This window comes from Bradyrhizobium sp. UFLA05-153, assembly GCF_054185185.1.
On the sequence record NZ_JBBIAM010000160.1, the window covers coordinates 1 to 18,290 of the forward strand.

General features: G+C 61.3%; 18 protein-coding genes and 1 pseudogene. 14 read left to right on the plus strand and 5 right to left on the minus strand.

Annotated features, from left to right (window positions below; translation table 11 throughout):
• Positions 1 to 196: 196 nt before the first annotated feature.
• On the plus strand, positions 197 to 634 hold the full coding sequence (locus tag Q2941_RS45920) for a hypothetical protein (RefSeq protein WP_458196714.1): 438 nt from the start codon (positions 197 to 199) through the stop codon (positions 632 to 634).
• Positions 635 to 647: 13 nt separating this feature from the next.
• Here Q2941_RS45920 and Q2941_RS45925 read toward each other — a convergent pair whose 3' ends face one another.
• Positions 648 to 905: a helix-turn-helix domain-containing protein gene (locus Q2941_RS45925; protein WP_458196715.1), complete on the minus strand. Its 258-nt coding sequence runs from the start codon at positions 903 to 905 to the stop codon at positions 648 to 650.
• Positions 906 to 1,019: 114 nt separating this feature from the next.
• Between Q2941_RS45925 and Q2941_RS45930 the strand changes: the two genes are divergently transcribed.
• The 3 genes and pseudogenes from Q2941_RS45930 to Q2941_RS45940 all read left to right on the plus strand — a co-directional run.
• The gene (locus Q2941_RS45930; protein ID WP_458196731.1) at positions 1,020 to 1,820 is read left to right on the plus strand and encodes a YqaJ viral recombinase family protein; all 801 of its coding nucleotides are present in this window, start codon (positions 1,020 to 1,022) and stop codon (positions 1,818 to 1,820) included.
• A 111-nt stretch (positions 1,821 to 1,931) separates the two neighbouring features.
• The gene (locus Q2941_RS45935; RefSeq protein WP_458196716.1) at positions 1,932 to 3,041 is read left to right on the plus strand and encodes a DUF968 domain-containing protein; all 1,110 of its coding nucleotides are present in this window, start codon (positions 1,932 to 1,934) and stop codon (positions 3,039 to 3,041) included.
• A gap of 324 nt (positions 3,042 to 3,365) precedes the next feature.
• Positions 3,366 to 3,593: pseudogene (locus tag Q2941_RS45940) on the plus strand (ribbon-helix-helix domain-containing protein); the annotation flags it as partial.
• A gap of 427 nt (positions 3,594 to 4,020) precedes the next feature.
• Here the strand turns inward: Q2941_RS45940 and Q2941_RS45945 are convergent.
• Entirely contained in the window at positions 4,021 to 4,224 is a 204-nt protein-coding gene (locus Q2941_RS45945) for a hypothetical protein (protein ID WP_458196717.1), read from the minus strand.
• A gap of 2,266 nt (positions 4,225 to 6,490) precedes the next feature.
• Between Q2941_RS45945 and Q2941_RS45950 the strand changes: the two genes are divergently transcribed.
• From Q2941_RS45950 to Q2941_RS45960, 3 genes are all read left to right on the plus strand, one after another.
• Positions 6,491 to 7,600 (plus strand): IS630 family transposase, encoded by a 1,110-nt coding sequence (locus Q2941_RS45950; RefSeq protein WP_458196718.1) that lies wholly within the window; start codon positions 6,491 to 6,493, stop codon positions 7,598 to 7,600.
• 238 nt (positions 7,601 to 7,838) lie between these two features.
• A complete protein-coding gene (locus tag Q2941_RS45955; protein WP_458196720.1) occupies positions 7,839 to 8,354 on the plus strand; it encodes an ATP-dependent DNA ligase in 516 nt (171 codons plus the stop codon).
• A 345-nt stretch (positions 8,355 to 8,699) separates the two neighbouring features.
• Positions 8,700 to 9,029, plus strand: coding sequence for a hypothetical protein (locus tag Q2941_RS45960; RefSeq protein ID WP_458196721.1), 330 nt, complete (start codon positions 8,700 to 8,702; stop codon positions 9,027 to 9,029).
• Positions 9,030 to 9,583: 554 nt separating this feature from the next.
• Here the strand turns inward: Q2941_RS45960 and Q2941_RS45965 are convergent.
• Complete coding sequence (locus Q2941_RS45965) at positions 9,584 to 9,847, minus strand: hypothetical protein (protein ID WP_458196722.1); 264 nt, start codon at positions 9,845 to 9,847, stop codon at positions 9,584 to 9,586.
• A 1,538-nt stretch (positions 9,848 to 11,385) separates the two neighbouring features.
• On the opposite strand from Q2941_RS45965, the gene Q2941_RS45970 reads away from it, so the two are divergent.
• Positions 11,386 to 11,631: a hypothetical protein gene (locus Q2941_RS45970; RefSeq protein ID WP_458196732.1), complete on the plus strand. Its 246-nt coding sequence runs from the start codon at positions 11,386 to 11,388 to the stop codon at positions 11,629 to 11,631.
• Positions 11,628 to 11,840 (plus strand): hypothetical protein, encoded by a 213-nt coding sequence (locus tag Q2941_RS45975; RefSeq protein WP_458196723.1) that lies wholly within the window; start codon positions 11,628 to 11,630, stop codon positions 11,838 to 11,840. Before Q2941_RS45970 ends, Q2941_RS45975 begins: the two co-directional genes overlap by 4 nt.
• A 160-nt stretch (positions 11,841 to 12,000) precedes the next feature.
• On the opposite strand, the gene Q2941_RS45980 is transcribed toward Q2941_RS45975, so the two are convergent.
• Positions 12,001 to 12,186, minus strand: a complete 186-nt coding sequence (locus tag Q2941_RS45980) for a hypothetical protein (RefSeq protein WP_458196724.1) — start codon at positions 12,184 to 12,186, stop codon at positions 12,001 to 12,003.
• Positions 12,187 to 12,412: 226 nt separating this feature from the next.
• Between Q2941_RS45980 and Q2941_RS45985 the strand changes: the two genes are divergently transcribed.
• The 5 genes from Q2941_RS45985 to Q2941_RS46005 all read left to right on the plus strand — a co-directional run bounded on the left by Q2941_RS45985 (position 12,413) and on the right by Q2941_RS46005 (position 16,836).
• Entirely contained in the window at positions 12,413 to 12,868 is a 456-nt protein-coding gene (locus Q2941_RS45985) for a hypothetical protein (protein ID WP_458196725.1), read from the plus strand.
• A 482-nt stretch (positions 12,869 to 13,350) separates the two neighbouring features.
• Complete coding sequence (locus Q2941_RS45990; RefSeq protein WP_458196726.1) at positions 13,351 to 13,896, plus strand: D-glycero-alpha-D-manno-heptose-1,7-bisphosphate 7-phosphatase; 546 nt, start codon at positions 13,351 to 13,353, stop codon at positions 13,894 to 13,896.
• Between the two features lie 205 nt (positions 13,897 to 14,101).
• Positions 14,102 to 14,653, plus strand: a complete 552-nt coding sequence (locus tag Q2941_RS45995) for a GDP-mannose 4,6-dehydratase (protein WP_458196727.1) — start codon at positions 14,102 to 14,104, stop codon at positions 14,651 to 14,653.
• Positions 14,634 to 15,605 carry a GDP-L-fucose synthase gene (gene fcl / locus Q2941_RS46000; RefSeq protein WP_458196728.1) on the plus strand — a complete coding sequence of 324 codons (972 nt, stop codon included), beginning with the start codon at positions 14,634 to 14,636 and terminating at the stop codon, positions 15,603 to 15,605. The genes Q2941_RS45995 and fcl overlap by 20 nt, the downstream gene beginning before the upstream one ends.
• A 22-nt stretch (positions 15,606 to 15,627) precedes the next feature.
• Positions 15,628 to 16,836 carry a glycosyltransferase family 4 protein gene (locus Q2941_RS46005; RefSeq protein ID WP_458196729.1) on the plus strand — a complete coding sequence of 403 codons (1,209 nt, stop codon included), beginning with the start codon at positions 15,628 to 15,630 and terminating at the stop codon, positions 16,834 to 16,836.
• Between the two features lie 6 nt (positions 16,837 to 16,842).
• On the opposite strand, the gene Q2941_RS46010 is transcribed toward Q2941_RS46005, so the two are convergent.
• On the minus strand, positions 16,843 to 18,290 hold a 1,448-nt coding region (locus tag Q2941_RS46010), incomplete at its 5' end, for a hypothetical protein (protein ID WP_458196730.1).

An 18,290-nucleotide genomic window follows, 5' to 3' on the forward strand; every position in this document is an offset into this window, starting at 1 on the left:
TTTCTTGCACAATCGAATACTTGCTCACGTCAAATCACAGCGACAGATCAATCGCTTCCGAATTCTTCACGGGCGACAATCTAACTAACAGATGCAACGACAGCACGATGCGCTTCGCTGTCGCGAGGACCTAGTTGTGCCGAAGCGATCATTGCCGAAACGGTCGTCAACAAGGCCGTCACTGCCGAAACCCTCCTTGCCGAAGCCGTCATTGCCGAAAGGATCCCTGCCGAAGGCGTCCTTACCGAAGCGTTCGAGCCAACCATCCACCAAAGCTTTCAGCTTCCGCCCATCCATGACGCCGACGATTCGAAAAGAGATCGCGGCTACCGATCCGCTCGCACTCCTACTCGAGTTCATGAATGATGAGCGTCTCCCGCGGATGGCGCGCGCCAAGATCGCCGCAAAGATCGCGCCGTACTTCCATCCCAAGCTGACGCCCATCCCGGCGAGCGCTGCCCCGGATTATGTTGGACCAAGCGCCTCAGACGATCAGGCGGATTCTGGTGAGAACTCTGTTCAGTCTGCGGAATCCGTTGAGCGATATCGCTTAGAGTTCGCCCGCTTGCGCGCCGAACTGGCTCGCGATGCCGGCCTCGCGAGCGCGAGCAAATCTGGCCGGCCAAAATCCTGAACCTTGCGCGGCTTCAGGGCTCCTCACTCGCGCGATCGCGGCGACGGCTGCGCAGCCTGACACCGACGCCGCCGCCATTCTCGTCGATGAATTCGACGCCGGCCGCCTCTAGGGTTCGCCGCACCACGATCAGGGTCGCCCGCCGCGGCTGATTAAATCCGGCCTCGAGCTGGCGGACGGTGACGATCCCGACCTGCGCCTCGTCGGCCAATCGTTGCTGGCTCCAGTCCAGCAATCCTCGCGCGGCCCGGCATTGCTCCGGCGTGATCATCGGCATCCCACCATGGCGTTGTTTTCGTCGCTTTCTATCGAAAATAGATTGGTTTGTTGTTACCGCCTGATAAGATCATTTCTGTCGAAAAAAGATATTATCGGGAGGATTTTCATGGATAGGCGAGCATTTCCGCCAGACCGCCGCGCTTTCATCGGCGGTTCCGACGCAAAGATCATCATGGGCGGCGACGAGGCCGCCCTGCTGCGGCTGTGGCAGGAGAAGCGCGGCGAACGGCAACCCCAAGACCTGGCCAATGATCTGGTGGTGCAGCTCGGCTCGGTCATCGAGCCCCTCAACCGGAACTGGTACGAGACCCACACCGGGCACAAGGTGAGCGAGGTGCAGCGGCAGTTCTTCCATCCACTTTACCGCTGGATGGCCGCCACGCTCGACGGCCGGATCGAAGCCACGGGTGCGGTGTTCGAGGCCAAATTTATGCTGCCGTGGAATTTCTCGGAAGAGCTCGCGGCCGAAAAGCACATGCCGCAGCTGCAGCACAACATGTGGGTGACGGCATCGCGGACGGCGGTGTTGTCGGTCATTACTGGAGGCGGCAAGTGGGTCGAGATGACGGTCGGAGCCGATCCTCTCTACCAGCACCTGCTGCTGACCGCCGAGAAAAAATTCTGGCGCTGTGTGGGGAGCGGAGAGCAGCCCCGGCTGTTCGGCATCGAGCCGCCGAGAGCGCGCCTGCAAGCTGTCCGCGCGCTGGACATGAGCGCCTCCAACGCCTGGGCTGCTTTGGCGGAGGTGTTTCGCCGCACGCACGGCGCGGCGATCGACTATGAGCGGGCGAAAAGCGAACTGAAGGCCCTCGTGCCGGAAGATGCCCGAGAAGCAACCGGGCATGGGGTACGCGCCAAGCGCTCGAAATCCGGCGCGATCAGCTTTGAGCTGACCGCGCTTCCATAGCTGGCGGACGCGACAGCGCGCCTCGGTCGTCTGGCCATACGGTGAGAGCTGCGGCCGAGCGCGCCAAGCCGCTTCACCGCACCGCCGTTATCTAACCGACGCAGCAGATCCATGTATCGATCAAGCCAGAACATCAACCAGGTCGCCGCCGCGCTCGCCCGCGCACAGGCCGAGCTGGAAAACCCGGAAAAGTTGCTCACCGCGACCCTGCCTGGTCCCTTCCCCAACGGCGAATGCCGCAGCTTCCGCTATGCCTCGTTGGCGCGCGGGCTTGAGATTGTGCGCAAGAGCCTGAGCAAACAGGAGATCGCCACGGTGCAGGCCACGGCGCTTGAGCCGGAGAGCGGGCTGATCCGGCTCACCACCGCCCTGCTCCACAGCTCGGGCGAATGGATTGCGTCAGACTGGCCGGTCTGCACCATCGCCGACATCGCCGCACCGCATCGGATGGGCGCCGCGCTGAGCTACGCGCGGCGGTACGCGCTGTTCACGTTGGTCGGGATTGCCGGCGAAGATGATTTCGACGCACCGGATCTTGCCATCAGGCCCGGATCCAACCCAACGGCTGATGAATTAGGATCTCACCACAGAGTGGCCTCGCCTGGCTCGTCTCTGCCCACGGCCAAAGCCAACGCGCCCTGGCGCGCAGAAACGAAACGTGCCGCAGCCGCCGGTCGGGCCGCGGCCCCCGCGGCCGATCCGAAAACTTCTGAAGCGCTCGCCGCGCGCCTGCTCGCCGAGCTTCAGTCGCTTGCCAATGTGGAGGACATCGACCGCTGGGCGCACCAGGTGTGGCGGCACGCGAACACACTCACAGTCCAGGGGGCCCAGCGGCTTGGCGAAGCGCTCGAGGACCGGCTCACCCGGCTGCAAGCCTCCGAACAGTCCACGCCAAGCGCGGAATCGGCGGACAACGATGGCGCAACCGGCTGGGGTCGCGTCGGAAAACCGCAGCGGCGCCGCGATCGTGAACACCTGCGCTTCCTCGCCAAGCAGCCCTGCCTCGTTTGTGGCCGGACCCCGTCCGATCCGCACCACCTGCGGTTCGCGCAGCCCAAGGGCCTTGGCCTGAAGGTGAGCGACGAATTCACCGTGCCGCTCTGCCGCGCCCATCACCGGGAGCTGCATCGGGCAAGCAACGAAGTCGAGTGGTGGTTGCGGCTAGCCATCGAGCCGTTGGAAGTGGCCCGCCGGCTTTGGCTGACAACGCACCCGTTGTAGCCGCACCTGCACGCGCTTCAGAGCTGCCGATCTGCCATTGCGTGCTTATTGGCGATAAACGTCGCCGAGCTCTCGCGGGAGATCCAGCGCTACCGATTGTTGCGCCACACTCATCTCCGATCCCTGGACGGTAACTACTACCTGCTGGATCTTGTGCGCGGTCGGTTCGAGTCTCCCGTTCCGGAGACACCGCGATCGAGCTCGCCAAGCGGTTCACCCACGAGCTCCTAGTCGAAGACGTCTCTTCGCGATGATGATCGGACCTTCCGCTATGCCGCAACTCTAGATGGCCGAGTGCATCAAACCGAAGCGCGAGGAATAGCCGTGAGATCCCCGGTCGTGAAACGGTCCATCGTCGTCGGAGGTCACAAGACCAGCGTCAGCCTGGAAGAGGACTTCTGGACGGGGTTGAAGGAGATTTCGAGCCCGCGCAACATGACGCTCGCGGATCTGGCCGGTGAGATCGACCGCAACCGCCCGCACGGCAATTTGTCGTCCGCGTTACGCTTGTTCGTCCTCGACCACTTTAAGCACCGCGCCGCGGTGATCCCGCCTGAGCAGAAAATGCCAGCGCTGCGCAGTCACCCCGCGGTGGGGCGTGAACTCGCGCCGGACGCCTTCTCTCCACCGCAATACCGCAATGTCGGGCTGTGTTGTCAACAGCAAGGCATCCCATCTGGCAGATCAACAATGCGCGGCCTCTATCTCAGCACCAAGCAGGTCCATCTTCTTAGGGTTTTGTTCTCCATCGGCCTCACGGCTTTCGTTGGCGTGGGCACATTTTTGGTCATCCGATACCTGATCGGCTTTTGAGACCTGGGCGGGGCCCGTCTGCGATCGGTGATTTGATGCTTTGCACGCTGCAAATAGAAAACGCCGGACCGAAGCCCCACGCCCTGGTCGTTACCACTGACCGCGAGACCGGCGGTATGTCGCCCTACGGGTTGGTCAAAAAATCAACATGGCGGGTCATTCGTCCTCATCGCACACCCTCCTTCAGCACCCAGCGCCGGTTCCGTTCGTCATAGCTGTAGACCGCCGGATCTGGCTTGCGCGTGCTCCCGCTTGCCTTCCATTCGTCTAGCGTGATGACGCGCTTCCGTCCGGGATGCGACGGATCGATGCGGCGATAAGGCGAGATATGCACGATGGGCTCGATAGTCGGGGGAAACTTCATCTTCATCTGCGACCCCCAGGATCGGTTGCGTGGTCGGAATTCCGACTTCGGCATGCCTGCACGTCTGCCGGCCTCGATCGCCTGGTGGATACGCATCTGAAACGAGCACGTACGCGACTGGGCCGTCGTGCAGGTACTTCATTAGCATACTCCCTGCATGAAGATTAGTGCGGCAGTGATTGCGCGGCCAAAAATCGCAAGAGGCAAAGCAGCCAGGACTTCGGCGACGCCTGGGGTAAGACGCCAGCGCGCCGAGGTTGTGGATAACTACCGCCTCAGCCGCATGCGCCGCCAGCCGCTGCCGGTTGCGCTTCCAGTGCGATCTGCGCCGGCGAGCAACGGTGCATTGTAAGGCTTAATTGAAAACGCCAACGTGCTGAAAAAAACCTCGTGTGGGCACTGTGTTGGCAAACGACTTGCCGGCCAGCGCATCGAGGATCGCGGCGCGATAGTTGTTGGCCATGATCAGCAGTCCTGCCCGCCCCTCCGCATGGTGCTGCCGTTGGCCAGATCCAGGCAGAGCCGTTCGATCCGCTTGAGCTCGTCGATGATGTGCTGATCCCGCCCCATGGCCGCGGATCAGACTCCGGCCGATTCCGGGCGTCAAGAGTTGTTTGATCTAACTCAATGTCTGTCGCTGATCCCGGCTCCTGCTTCGGGATGGGCGGGAGTCGGTGGCGCAACATGACGCGCGACCGAACATTGATGCTCCAATTGCTATCCTGGATGCTGGCTGCGTGCGGCGTCCTGGTGCTCGCATCCATCTTGTGAGCCACACATGAGTGCGATCATGGTTGGCAGACGCGCAAATGAACGTCCCACTCGGACCACCCAGATCTTCATGGGTCTGATACTCGCCCTGATCTGGGCGCCATCCTCTGGTTCATGGTGAAGCTGTTTCTAGCATTCCCGATAGGATAGGCGTGAACCGGCGGGACCGAAGCCCGCGCGCCCTACCGCAATGCTCGCTCGCGCGCGGCATCCAGATCCGCCTTTATTCCTGAGACTGCTGCTCGATCGGCCCGCCCTTGATCTGGAGGCGGCTCATTGAGGTCGCGGGCCCATGGTGCGCCCGATCGAACCGTCGACCCCGCATGGTCGGAACTGGAGCAAGCAGAGACGAGTAGACCAAGAAGGGCCAACAATACCGCCCGCATCATCGCCTGGATGCTCATGCCCGCCTAACGGAGATCCACCGAATCGATCCTGAGATCATAAGCCGCGCAAATTCTGGAACAAGGCCCGCCAGCGTGGACTGGCGGGCACGCGGGACCGAAGCTCCGCGGCCTTTTCCACACCCACGAGGCGCAGTAGCTCGCCGCCGCTCCGGGCCGCTGGGAATCGATAATTTGCGAGGTGTCTACGTCGGCGCTTTGATGACGGGATGCCCAAGCCTGTCCGCCGCGAGAACCGCACACCGCCGCCTGGTCACCGCCCGGTCAAGATCACCTTGGGCGAGATGCGTGCGACCGGCGTTCGCGACCTCCTGGTGTTCTGTGAGGACTATCGATGCAGCCACAACCTCAAGCTGGAGCCGGCCTATGTCGATCGATGGCCCGATGATGTCAGGCTGTCCGATCTAGAACCGAAGTTCATCTGCAAGGCCTGCGGCAGGCGTGGCGCAATCCTGCGGGGCGGGTCCGAGCCGACCATGATGTGCTGCACTACCAGGGCAAGTACAGCGCGACAAACAGAAAAAGGCCGGTCAGAACGAATGCCCATCCGACCGGGCTGATCAGTGTCCGCGTCTCCACAACCCCTCCAGAAAGTTTACAACCCCACCCTTGAGAGCCCGAACATCGATTTCCTCGGCCGCACGCCTGCAATCTTCGGCGACCTTCAGTAGGCCGATCCGTTCCAGTTCCATTGTGGCAAGCTCAGCTTCGGCCAAACAGATCTGCTCTAGCCGTCGGAACTCTCTCTCAGCTTGCTTGATCCGGCTCCCCATCGAGTACATCCCAAGCGCAGCCGCCAACACGCGGAAGCAGAAATCTCGTGGAACTGGAGCTTAGCGGACCTCTGCACCTATGAATGTTCGCTCGCGGACATAGGAACCGCATTGTTTGCAACTATTTTCTTATGGATCGGTCGGTTTTAGCTGATTCGATCTTCGCTGTTCCGTATCCGGGAATTGCGACGCCGTAACAACTTCGATTGCAAAAATGCACTAAAGCGGCTTCGGGAAAGGCTGCAAAACGCCTCCAGGAACTAGTCATCTGGAATACAAGTTCGTCGCATAAAAGATCGCTGGGGGCTCTGAAGGAGAGCGCTTGTGGCGAATGCAGGTGTGAGAGGACGGCCGACCGCGCCGTTGGTGCTGAGTCAGCAGGAGCGGACGTACTTGGAGAGGCAAGTTCGTCGTCATCGTGTTACCCGGTCGCTATCTGAGCGGTGCCGCGCGATACTGCGGTGTGCGGATGGCCTGCCAAGCAAGTCCGTGGCTACCGAACTCGGGCTCCATGAGCACACCGTTGGCAAATGGCGCCGCCGATTTTTGAAGGATCGCTGCGATGGCCTGCTCGACGAGGCCCGCCCTGGCCGCCCTCGCACCATCAACGACGATCAGGTTGCCGCGGTGATCGAACGAACGTTGCGGACGACGCCAGCCGACGCGACGCACTGGTCGATCCGCTCGATGGCTGCGGAAACCGGCTTTTCCCACACCACGATCCGCCGAATGTGGGCGGCGTTCGGGTTGCAGCCGCACCGTAGCCAGACATTCAAGCTGTCGAGCGATCCGCTGTTCGTCGAGAAGGTGCGCGATATCGTCGGCCTTTACCTGTCCCCGCCGAACCGAGCCCTTGTCCTCAGCATCGATGAGAAAAGCCAGATTCAGGCGCTCGATCGCGAGCAGCCGGTCTTGCCGATGATGCCTGGCGTGCCGGAGCGTCGCACGCACAGCTATGTGCGGCATGGCACGACCTCGCTGTTTGCGGCGCTCGACGTCGCCTCGGGGTTCGTCATCGGCAAATGCTACAAACGCCACCGGGCGGTTGAGTTCTTGAAGTTTCTAAAAGAGATCGATGCTCAAGTTCCTGAAGGGCTCGATGTCCATATCGTCATGGATAACTACGCCGCCCACAAGACACCCAAGATCAAGGCGTGGCTCGCCCGACGGCCGCATTATCAAGTCCACTTCACGCCGACTTCCGCGTCATGGATCAATCAGGTCGAGCGCTGGTTCGCTGAACTCACCAGAAAGCAGATCCAGCGAGGTGTTCACACCTCCGTCAGGCAGCTCGAGGCCGACATCCGCACCTTCATTGACCTGCACAACAGAAACCCAAAGCCCTTCAAATGGACCAAGTCCGCAGACCAGATCTTGGCTTCCGTCAAACGCTTCTGCCACAAAGCCCAGCAGACTTTATGTGGCGAACTTTAGATTTACGTGACTAGGAAGCAGACCACGCATTTCCGGCCCTATGATGAGGCTCGTCTTCGGCTTAGGCGCACTCGCGGGTTCGCTGTTCCTGTTCGGGCTCTGGCTCTCACAGCACGAGATCCAGAAAGGTGTGGAGCGGCTAGAGCACAACGAAATACAGCGCGCCCCAAGCCGCTAGCGTTGGATCCCTTGCTGGTTTCAGATTCGTAAAATCCGCGACAAGCGCCTATTCCGACTCATGCGTATTGCGTACGAGCTCTGCCTGGCGCCCGCCGGCAAACGGGTCCCAGACGGACCGGACTGGATCCACGCGGTGAAGCACGACGGCTACCGGATGCTGGTTATCCGGGAGAACGAGCGCGTGCGTCTATTGTCCCGCAATGGCAGCGACTGGACCAAGCGCTATCCGTGGATTGCCGAGGCCGCGTTGAAGAACCGGCAGAAGCATTTCGTCATCGATGGCGAGGCCGTGATCCTCGGCGTCGACGGCATCTCCGATTTTAACGCGCTGCATTCGCGCAAGCACGATCACGAGGTGCAGCTTTACGCCCTCGACATTCTCGCAATGGATGGCGACGATTTGCGCGACCTGCCGCTACACCTGCGCAAGACCAATCTGGAGCGGCTGCTAGCGCGCCGGCCGGACGGGATCACAGTTGCGCCTTTCGAGCGCGGCGAGATCGGACCAGACCTATTCCGCGCTGCTCGCCGTATGGGCCTGGAAGGCTTGGTCTCGCTTTGGCGGCGTCCATGACACCATGAAAAGCGCTGCTCACCACCAAGCCAAAATCATTGGCACCCGCGCTCTAGCCAGCACGCCAGCACATTCGCCCAGTACCCCCAGGCGACGCCAAGCACGCCGACAACGGACCAGCGCAACAAGCTGAGGATCTGATCCTTCATGGCGAGAGCATCCATATTGGACGCGCGATGTGGGCATGGGATCCCGGCGCAAACACGGCAAAAGGGTGCGTCAAAGCGTCCGGAGAGCACCTATTGTGGCGGCCGGCAGAGGCACTGGATCAAGGCGAAGAACCGCAGTCACCCCGCGATGGTGCGGGAACTGTAATCAGATTAGTCCTGGCCGCGATCTGCGCAATTGCGCTATCTCAAAACGGCTTCCGTAGGGCTGCGTAAAATGCGGTGTTTAACCGAGCAGCTTGCCGAGCATGCTTCGGGGGCTGCTTGTGAACCGATGAGCGTTCAAATGTCAGACTGTGTGATTGTTCGGGCATACGGAAGGCAATTGGATGAGCTGCGCGGTGAGGCATCCCGCATTGCACGAGGAAGCAAACTCGACTGGTGGATTGAGTATGGCGATGCGGGGACGCATTTTTGCTTTGAGGACATTGAAGCGAAAAAGGCGTTCACCTCAATCTGCAAAAACTTCGCCATTCCATGCATAGAAGCCCAGCAGGTGGAAGGCTAAGACAGAGGCCCGCCAGCGTGAACCGTGGGTCGAGAGCGTGGGACCGAAGCCGCACGCCCGACGCTGATTCTTAAGTCGAATTTCTTTCGTCAGCGTTTCGTTAGTAAATCCGCACCACCGGGGCAGGAAAATCGTACCCGGAGGTGGGTTATGGATACGGTCCCTGTCGACCTTCAAAGAAGGTGCGAGCAGCGTTGGGCCGCACGATACCGGCGGCCGCTGGAGCCGGATGCAGCTCCAGAGCACCGGCTTCAAAAACTAGATCAACATCTGACCGTGCCCGAGCAAAGGCAGAATGATAGCCTGCCGAGTTCCGCCGGCGGGTTCGAGGTTGCGCCCGCAGCTTGAGCGCGGGGGCCGAAGCTCCGCCCACAGAAAAGCCCGCCGACGTTGGGGACGGCGGCGGGTTGTGAGGTCGAAGCATCACGGCGTGCGAATTCCGTGACACGTCATTTGATGCCGGGCTTGGTTAAAATCCGGTTACCGTCTCAGCCAGCGGGCGTGTGCTGCCAGCCGCTGGCGGTTGCGCTTCCTGTGCGATCGGCACCGGCGCTTCATTGGTCGCTCCGCAATTCGCCGCGCCAGCTGGCGTCGTATTCCTTCTCCAGCCGCTTCAACATTTCGGCTGAATGGAATACTGTGAACCGAAGCTGGTCGTCCTCGATGCTTGCGTCGAACATCAATTGCGCGGCGGTGCTGACCATCCTCAGGCAATCGCGAAGGTTTGTCTCCAGTTCGCGGAATGCCTCCCCATGAAGCTTGTCTATATCGTCCGGCCGGCTGGGCAGGTCGGGGCCCGGGAATTCGATGACGGTCATGACCGCACCTGCACAAGCGCCGCGGCCGCATTCGCCGCTTTGCTGAGTGACTGAAGCAATGCCTGGTGCTCCTCCTCGTAGAACGAAGCGTAGCGGTCGTTTATGAGATCGCCTGCATATGAGAGAACGGCGAGAATGCCAGCGTTAAGAAATCCAACCCCTTGCGGGGCGCGACCGTGTGTCCCTGGCTCCGCTGATCGAGCCCGCCTTTCAGGGTCATCAGCCGGTTTGATTAGGCCAAAATAGTCCATTCTCCGTGACCGAAGTAATGCGTTAGAAAATCCATTGCCGAGACACCAGAGCACGGCTCGACATCTGGGCAGGACAAATGGATAAGCAGCGCCGAAACGAAATTCGGGGCATGGCTGACCGGCTAGATGCGATCGTTCAGGAAATGAATGATCTAGCCGATGAGGAGGAGTCTGCATTCAAGTCTCGTCCCGCCGGCTCTCAGTTAAGCATCTCCGGTCAGGACTCACAGGAGGCCTATGAGGCGCTTCGACTAATAGCCGCCGCCATCGGCGCCGAGACACCTAGCCTTCGCGAAATAGGCGAGCCACGCCCCAAATACCGACGTCGCTAGCGCAGCGCACGATCCCCCTTGCGGGCCATGAGGTTGCAGCAGCATGTGCAACATTATTGAGATCAGAGGGCGAGGATGAATGAAATGACGCAGACCATTCATTTAGACATTATCCGAAAGCTGATTGCCATCTCAGTGGTTCTAGGCAGCACTAGCGCTCAAGCGCAAAACTGCATGCAATGTCCCCCCGGTCCTTTCCGCCGTCAGTGCGCCGAAGCAAACCATCCGCAGGTCGGTGCAAAGATAGAACGGTGCAAAGAAGAGGCCCGAGGAATGGGTCTCAGTGGGGGCAAAGGGGATCCCGCCCTTAAGGAGTACGTGCAGGCGTGCGTTCACCGTCGATAATGGCGGGGCGCTTCGGCGCCTCCGCGTGCTGTGGATGGCCCCCGTACTTTTGCCAAGTTCGGTGAAGGGCCTATTGCTCTCGCGCGGTGGTTGAGCTTGGATGCCCGCCGGGTCAGGGGGCCACGGCCATGCGTAGATTGGAAATCGTGGCGGTGGGCGCCGCATTGAGCGGTTGTGCTTTTCAGCGAGCTGAAATCGCTCAAGACGCACGCGCACAGATGGTCGGCATGTCCAAGAGCAAGTCTTGGCCTGTATGGGCGCACCTGTGAACAAAGAAGCGGCGGGCGCCACGGAAGTCTGGACTTACAATTCATCAAATGGGGCTATTGCAGTGAACCCAGGCCGATTTTGTAGGGTCAATGTCGTTATGGCATCTAATCAGGTCAGCGCCGTCAACTATCTCGGTCCGACTGGCGGTCTCCTGACGCAAGGCGAGCAATGCGCTTACGCAGTGGATGCTTGCGTGAAGCAGCAATAGCTGGCTTTTCGAGATGAAGGCGGAGAAATGAGCGAGGAAGATCCAGAGGTGATGCGAAATCGGGCTGCGAATTCCGCCAGACTTGCGGCAAATGCGTTGCCTCTGGAGAAAACTGAGCTCTGTTTGCCGACGATGAAGCTCATCGCCGAACGTCCCTACGCCAACCCGGAAGCCGCAGCGCGCAAGCTCGTCGAGCTCGCCGCCGGCATCGAGCCCGTCCAGGACGGCCGCATCCATATCGAGAAGATCAACGCGCCTTTTCTCTACGCGCTCAAAGCCACCGGCGAGGAGTTCGGCGCCGGGATCAAGCATGCGGTCGAGTGCGGCTGGCTCGAGCTGCACGAGAGCGGGACCTATGTGAGGCTTCTGAAGGAATGACCGCCGTTTCGCGAGGGGTTCAAAAGCTGCTGCGACAAGCCTTGCTCTACGGCTATCTGCACGAGCGCGGCGGCCGGCTATATCATCCCGGCGGCAACCTGCCTGTGTGCAGCCGGGCTTTGGCAGAACAAGTGATCAAAGCCGGCTTCATTCTGAATAATGGACAGAGGTACGAGCTAACTGAGGAAGGGCGACGCGCCGCCCAATAGCGAATCCGGCTTCACTCACGCTGCCACAGACGCGCAGTGACGGCATGAAACAGGGCGGCCGTCCGAAAACCTCTTCAGCCGAAGAAGAGGTTTCTGTTCGAAGCGGGCCCAGCTCGGTAGATGACCTGTGGCCGGCGGGCCTTTGTCCTCCAAATCGCGCCTAGCTCCGGTACGAACCGACCAGCTTGCGAAGCAATCCGCCGTGAGTTTCTTGGGATTGAGGCTCGCGGCTGCGGTTGCCCAGCTCGGCCTTCAGCAGGCGCGCTATCTCGTGCGCGTTGCCTAGGTGACCCCTCGCCAGAAGTTGAGAGAGTTGCTCCATTTCTGGATCTTGCAATGCTGCCATCGCCTCTCCTCCGTTGCCCCCTCAATCGTCGGGCGTGTCCACCGGCCGGACAAGTTAAAGTTTTGCAAGGTGAAGCCCGCCAGCGTGGACCAGCAGGCCAACTCACGCCGCCGTGTTCCGACGGCATACGAATAGGTCGCCGCCTTTGGCACAACCCGCATAGCCGCAGCCACTACTCCCCGTGTAACGGTACGAAAGGGTCCGCTCCATCCTTGAGGAAATGGCGATGAACTTCAGGGCGAACACACATGAGGATGATGAACCGCAATTCATCACCGGGAAGATCGTGATCTTGACGGTTATCGTGTTATTTGCGGTCTACTTGCCGATAGCCCTGTATTTCAATCACTCGTTCACCGACCCGAGTCCAAAGGGCAAGACCGTCATCCAAATACTCAGGCCATTTGAAAAGCACGAGAATGCTTACCAAGCATTATCGTTCCGAACTGATGCTTTGGATGGCCTAGGAGACGATCCGACCGTTGAAGGTGACTCGCGATCGCCTATCATAGTTTACGAGGACGGAAGACCTCTCGGCCCGGCACATTCTACGTTTGCCGACATCAAACAGTTCGGCGCTGGCAGATTTTCCCACTTGAAGGGCCACGGCATCATCTTCTCATCCAGCGACAACACCGATCCGAACACGAACGGCCGCGTCTACAGAGCCGTTGTCCGTTAGCTGATCTGCGAGCGCGGCGGTCCGACGATGCTCGCTCGCATCGGCATTATGCGAGCCGTGAACCGAGGCCGGCCCAGTCCGGCACGGGACCGCGACGGAAGCCGGCGAGGAGGTACAGGCTCGTGAGATAGGGCCGCCAGCGAGTCTCGGCGCCAAGTACCGACGGAGCTTCTGGGCTACTCCGAGTGCGCGCATCGCTTTGCCGCTCTTTGACGGTACGATGGATTTGCGCGCGCGGTGCGCATAGGGAGGGACGGCTCTGGTGTGTCTCCAGCCTCGCTCGCCGGAGCCGTTCTCGTTTGCAGGATCGGACAGGCTATCGAGCGCGAGGAATAGCCATGAAAATCCGGTGTGAAACGATCCGCATTCGGCATCGACCGGCCAGTCGACATGCAATTCTCACAACGAATGGCGCGTGACGAGGAATCACGGCGAGCCCGTGCGCAGCGACTCCTTGACAAACCGCCGGCAGGACATTGAACATGGCTGCAAACAGCATTGTGAAGCCCATGATAACGACATCGTCGCGCCCGGCCGTCTTCTTCGACCGCGACGGCGTCCTCAATTACGACGAGGGCTACCTCTTTGAGGCCAGCAAGTTCAAATGGATGGACGGCGCACGCGAGGCCGTCAGGCTCGTAAACGAGGCGGGCTATTTCGCCTTCGTCGTCACCAACCAGTCCGGCGTTGCTCGCGGATTCTACGAGGAGAGCGACGTGCACATCCTCCATCGCTGGATGGCGGACGAACTGGCCGCGATCGGCGCGCATATCGATGCGTTTGAGTACTGTCCCGACCATCCCGAAGCCGTCGTCGAGCGCTATCGTCGCGACAGCGACCGACGCAAGCCCGCACCTGGTATGATCACCGACCTGATGAAACGTTTTCCCGTCGCCGCCGATAAGAGCATCCTGATCGGCGACCAGCCGCGAGACCTGGAGGCGGCCCAAGCCGCGGGCATCCGCGGCCTCTTATTTCGGGAAGGCAGCCTCGCGACTTTCGTGCGCGCGGCGCTGAAGCTGGTCTGAGGCGCGTCGCTCTTGCATTCCGTGGCGGAGCGGCGGGAACCGGTGGATTTCGTCGGGCATGCCCGCCTCCTGCACCCTGCTGGCCGGTGTCAAACCCGCCGCACCCCCCTTTCTTGACAATCGTACCGCACTGGAAAACAAGACACCGCGAGAAAAGTAGGATACGCAACCCCGTCAATCCGAAGCCGGTTGCCTGGAAACGGCTATGAATGCTCAAGACTCGAAACAGCGCATCGCTCTGATCACCGGCGTGACCGGCCAGTACGGCGCCTATCTCACCGAATATCTGCTGTGGCTCGGCTATGTCGTGCACGGAATCAAGCGGCGTTCGTCCTCGTTCAACACGGCGCGCGTCGATCATCTCTATCAGGATCCACATGTCGGCAATGCGCCGTTCCTGATGCACTACGGCGACATGACCGACTCGACCAATCTGATCCGCCTCGTGCAGCAGATCAGGCCGACCGAGATCTACAGTCTCGCCGCCCAGAGCCACGTGGGCGTCAGTTTCGAGAGCCCGGAATACACGGCGAACGCCGACGCGATCGGCGTGCTGAGCGGCAAGACGGTGGTGCGCATCGATCCGACCTATTTCCGTCCGACCGAGGTAAACCTTCTCGTCGGCGATGCCAGCAAGGCGCGCAAGCAGCTTGGCTGGAAGCCGAAGCGGACATTCTCCCAGCTCGTGAAGGAGATGATGGCAAGCGATCTGGCCGAGGCCAAGCGGGAAATCGCTCATGGCAAGCACTCCGTTTGAGCTGAAGGGCAAGACCGTCTATGTCGCCGGCCATCGCGGCATGGTCGGCAGCGCGCTCGTGCGCCGGCTTGCGCAGGAAGATGCGAAGCTCATCACGACCAGCCGCAACGAGGTCGATCTCTGCAACCAGGCCGCGGTGTTCGACTGGTTCGCGAAGACGCGGCCGCAGGTGATCTTTCTGGCCGCGGCCAAGGTGGGCGGCATCGTCGCCAACAACACGCTGCGCGCCGAGTTCATCTACGACAACATCGCCATCGCGGCGAACGTCATCCATGCGGCGCATCTCAATGGCGCACAGAAGCTGATGTTCCTGGGCTCGTCCTGCATCTATCCAAAACTCGCGACCCAGCCGCTGCGCGAAGATTCGATGCTGACGGGGCCGCTCGAGCCGACCAACGAGCCTTATGCGATCGCCAAGATCGCCGGCATCAAGATGGCGGAAGCCTATCGCAGCCAGTACGGCAGCGACTTCATCAGTGTGATGCCGACCAATCTCTACGGCCCCGGCGACAACTACCATCCGGAATACAGCCACGTCGTCGCCGCGCTGATCCGCCGCTTTCATGAAGCAAAACTCTCGGGGATCGACAACGTCGTGGTCTGGGGCACCGGCACGCCGCGGCGCGAGTTTCTCTATGTCGACGACATGGCGGATGCCTGCGTGCACCTGATGAAGACCTATTCCAGTCCGGAACTCGTCAATGTCGGTACCGGCGAGGACATCACCATCGCCGAATTCGCCCGCGTGGTCGCCGCCGCGGTCGGCTATCGCGGCGAGATCTCCTTCGACACCTCGCGCCCGGACGGCACACCGCGCAAGCTGCTCGACATCGGCCGTCTCGCCAAGCTCGGCTGGCGCGCGAGCACCTCGCTGGAAGACGGCATCCGCCGCGCCTACGCGGCCTTCCTGGCAGAGAGCCAGGCCAAAGGGCTTTCACAGCCCCACGCCTGACCGGTGAGGATCGCGCTTGCACATGGATACTCTCACAAGACTGATCATCGCGGCCCAGTTCTATCCGCCCGACGCGACCACGACGGCTGTCTATGTCGGCAAAATCGCCGAGAGCCTCGCAAGGGATCGCGAGGTCGTCGTGATATCAGCGACACCGGGCTCGCGTGCGGCCGGTCAACCCGGCAAGCCTGAAATCGTCGAACTCAAGAGTTGGAATCCACGAAAATCAGCGATCGTCCTGCGCGCGGCGGCCATCTGCCTGCTTGCGGCGCAGATGTTTTTCTCCGTCCTGCAACGGGCAAGGCCTGGCGACATAGTGTTCTGCGTCACGACGCCGTTCACCCTGCCTTACACCGTGCTCCTCGCAGCCAGGTTGCGGGGCGCAAAGACTATCCTCCTGATCTACGACCTCTACCCGGAAGCGCTCGAGGCGGCCGGCATGGTCCGCTCCAACTCGCTGGCCGTCCGGCTCATCCGCTTTGCCAACACGCTTCTGTTCCGGCGCCTGGACGCGATCGTCGTGATCGGCCGCGACGTGCCGCCGCTCATCGAACGATATCGCGGGGTCGTTGCCGATCAGCTTCACTTCATTCCGAACTGGGCGCTGATCCCAATCGGATACCGCAAGACTGATCCGGCGAACCACTTTCGCGCGCCCGATCCATCCCGGTTCATTGTCGGCCTGTCGGGCAATCTCGGCTTCACCCACGATCCCGTCACAGTGTTCGAAGCGGCCCGCCTGCTGCGGGACGAGACCGACATCCATTTCATCCTGTCCGGCTGGGGCGTCGGCTGGAACGTGCTCAACGAGCTCCATGCCAAGGACCGGCTCGAGAACGTCACGATCCTGAAACCGGTGCTCGAAGACGAGCTCGTCGAATTCCTGTCGGCCGCCGATCTCTGGGTCATTCCCTATCGCCGGCATGTCGCCGGCGTCTCGATCCCGAGCCGGCTCTACAACATCCTCGCCGTCGGCCGGCCAGTGGTCGTCGCCTCGGAAGCGAATTCGGAAGGCGCGCTCGTGCTCCGCGAAGAGGCTATCGGATGGGTGATCCCGTCGGAAAATCCCGCCGAGCTGGCGCGTGCCATTCGCGAAGCTGCGCGCGATCGGCAGGCCACAATGGACAAGGGTGTTCGTGCCGCCGGTGTCGCCGAGAAATATCGCGAAGATGTTGCGCTAGCCCGCTATCGCCAGGTCGTCAGCGACGTCAGCCAAGCGACACGGCGCTAAAGCGAGTCACGCACCGAGGCAGACGTTGCCGAGGCGAAGGCGCTTGTAGAGTTCGACGGCAAGCGGCGGCGTGAACTCATCGAAGCTGCGCGTTCCGACCGACTCAAAGCAGGCCGCAAGACCGGCCTTTACCAGCGGCGCATCGGGCGCCCAGATCAGCCAGGGAGGAAACTTGTCGGGAGCCCGCTGCACCACCAGCCAATCATAGTCATTCGCGATCCAGTGCTTCGCGGTCGCATCGGTCCAGGCCGACAGATCCTCGATCTCCCGAATCGTCAGCGCCTGCTGCTCGGAGGAGAGATCGGGCTTGAGTTGCCGATAGAATGAAGGGAGGCTGAGGCTTACCGGTGGAACCCTGATACCGGCCTGCTCCAGCGCCAGCGAAATCCGCGAATCGAGGCCAACGACGCCGACCGAGGCGCCCGACGGCAGCGATTGCGCGAATGCGGCGCTGGCCTCATTCACCTCCCGCGGCAGTGGATCGGCGCCGTGCCGGATCGATGGCAACCGGTTGACGGCCGTCAGGCTCCAGGACTGTAGCGCCGCGGTGACAACGGCCGCAGCGATCAGGATCACCGCAATCGCGCGCACGGGGAGTGCGAAGGAGAAGCGCTGCAACAGGCCCTGCAGCGCGAGCCCGCCCGCCAGCGCGCCGAGATAGTCGAAATAGTTGGCATATCCCTGAATGCAGATCGGGCAGTAGGACTGCGCGCCGAGATGATGGAACACCAGCATGCCGCAATAGGCGGCGACGAACAGCAGCAGCCAGCCGCGATTGGCGATCCGCGGCAGCAGCGCAACCAGCGCAGCGAGGACCACCCCCGCCATCGGCAGCATGTGGTGCCCCAGCATCCAGTCCCGCCACATCTCCCAGCCGAAGGCGTATTCGAGCAGCGCGCGCAGCGTGGGGCCGTGCTCCGGATGAAACGTCACCTGTTGGCTGAAGCCGAAGGCATTCGGGAATAGCCGCGGCAGCAGGCCGATATTGACCAGGAAATCCGTCACCAGCGGAACCCAGAGCGACACATAGACGAAGCGACTGCCCCATAACCAGGCCAGTGCCCCCCAGGTGACGAGGAAGATTGCCGCCGTCACGACGTAAACGCGCCAGCGATCACGCCCCGCGCGCACCCACACGATCGCAAGGCTGAGCGCGATGAACGACACCAGATTGATCCGCAGCAGATAGGTCATCGTCAGGACGACAGCGAGTCCGATGGCAAGCGGATAGCTCGCACGCCTCTCCATTGCGAGCATCAGATGCAGCGAGGTGAGCTGCAGGAAGACGGCGTAGGTGTAGGGCGAGGCGCTGTTGAAATAAAAGATGCCGTCCTCGGTCAGCGCGTAGAGGATGACGGCAACTGCGATCGGCCACGCGGTGCAGCCGAGCCGGCGCAGGAACGCCGCGAGCAGCGCGACGTTGGCGGCGGTGACCAGCAGTGAGAGCACGCGCG

Bases quoted from the DNA above. Each gene is read 5' to 3' on its own strand.
- Q2941_RS45925 (WP_458196715.1), bottom strand. From the start codon at position 905: ATGATCACGCCGGAGCAATGCCGGGCCGCGCGAGGATTGCTGGACTGG.
- Q2941_RS45930 (WP_458196731.1), top strand. From the start codon at position 1,020: ATGGATAGGCGAGCATTTCCGCCAGACCGCCGCGCTTTCATCGGCGGT.
- Q2941_RS45935 (WP_458196716.1), top strand. From the start codon at position 1,932: ATGTATCGATCAAGCCAGAACATCAACCAGGTCGCCGCCGCGCTCGCC.
- Q2941_RS45945 (WP_458196717.1), bottom strand. From the start codon at position 4,224: ATGAAGATGAAGTTTCCCCCGACTATCGAGCCCATCGTGCATATCTCG.
- Q2941_RS45955 (WP_458196720.1), top strand. From the start codon at position 7,839: ATGCGTATTGCGTACGAGCTCTGCCTGGCGCCCGCCGGCAAACGGGTC.
- Q2941_RS45965 (WP_458196722.1), bottom strand. From the start codon at position 9,847: ATGACCGTCATCGAATTCCCGGGCCCCGACCTGCCCAGCCGGCCGGAC.
- Q2941_RS45970 (WP_458196732.1), top strand. From the start codon at position 11,386: ATGAAGCTCATCGCCGAACGTCCCTACGCCAACCCGGAAGCCGCAGCG.
- Q2941_RS45975 (WP_458196723.1), top strand. From the start codon at position 11,628: ATGACCGCCGTTTCGCGAGGGGTTCAAAAGCTGCTGCGACAAGCCTTG.
- Q2941_RS45980 (WP_458196724.1), bottom strand. From the start codon at position 12,186: ATGGCAGCATTGCAAGATCCAGAAATGGAGCAACTCTCTCAACTTCTG.
- Q2941_RS45985 (WP_458196725.1), top strand. From the start codon at position 12,413: ATGAACTTCAGGGCGAACACACATGAGGATGATGAACCGCAATTCATC.
- Q2941_RS45990 (WP_458196726.1), top strand. From the start codon at position 13,351: ATGGCTGCAAACAGCATTGTGAAGCCCATGATAACGACATCGTCGCGC.
- Q2941_RS45995 (WP_458196727.1), top strand. From the start codon at position 14,102: ATGAATGCTCAAGACTCGAAACAGCGCATCGCTCTGATCACCGGCGTG.
- fcl (WP_458196728.1), top strand. From the start codon at position 14,634: ATGGCAAGCACTCCGTTTGAGCTGAAGGGCAAGACCGTCTATGTCGCC.
- Q2941_RS46005 (WP_458196729.1), top strand. From the start codon at position 15,628: ATGGATACTCTCACAAGACTGATCATCGCGGCCCAGTTCTATCCGCCC.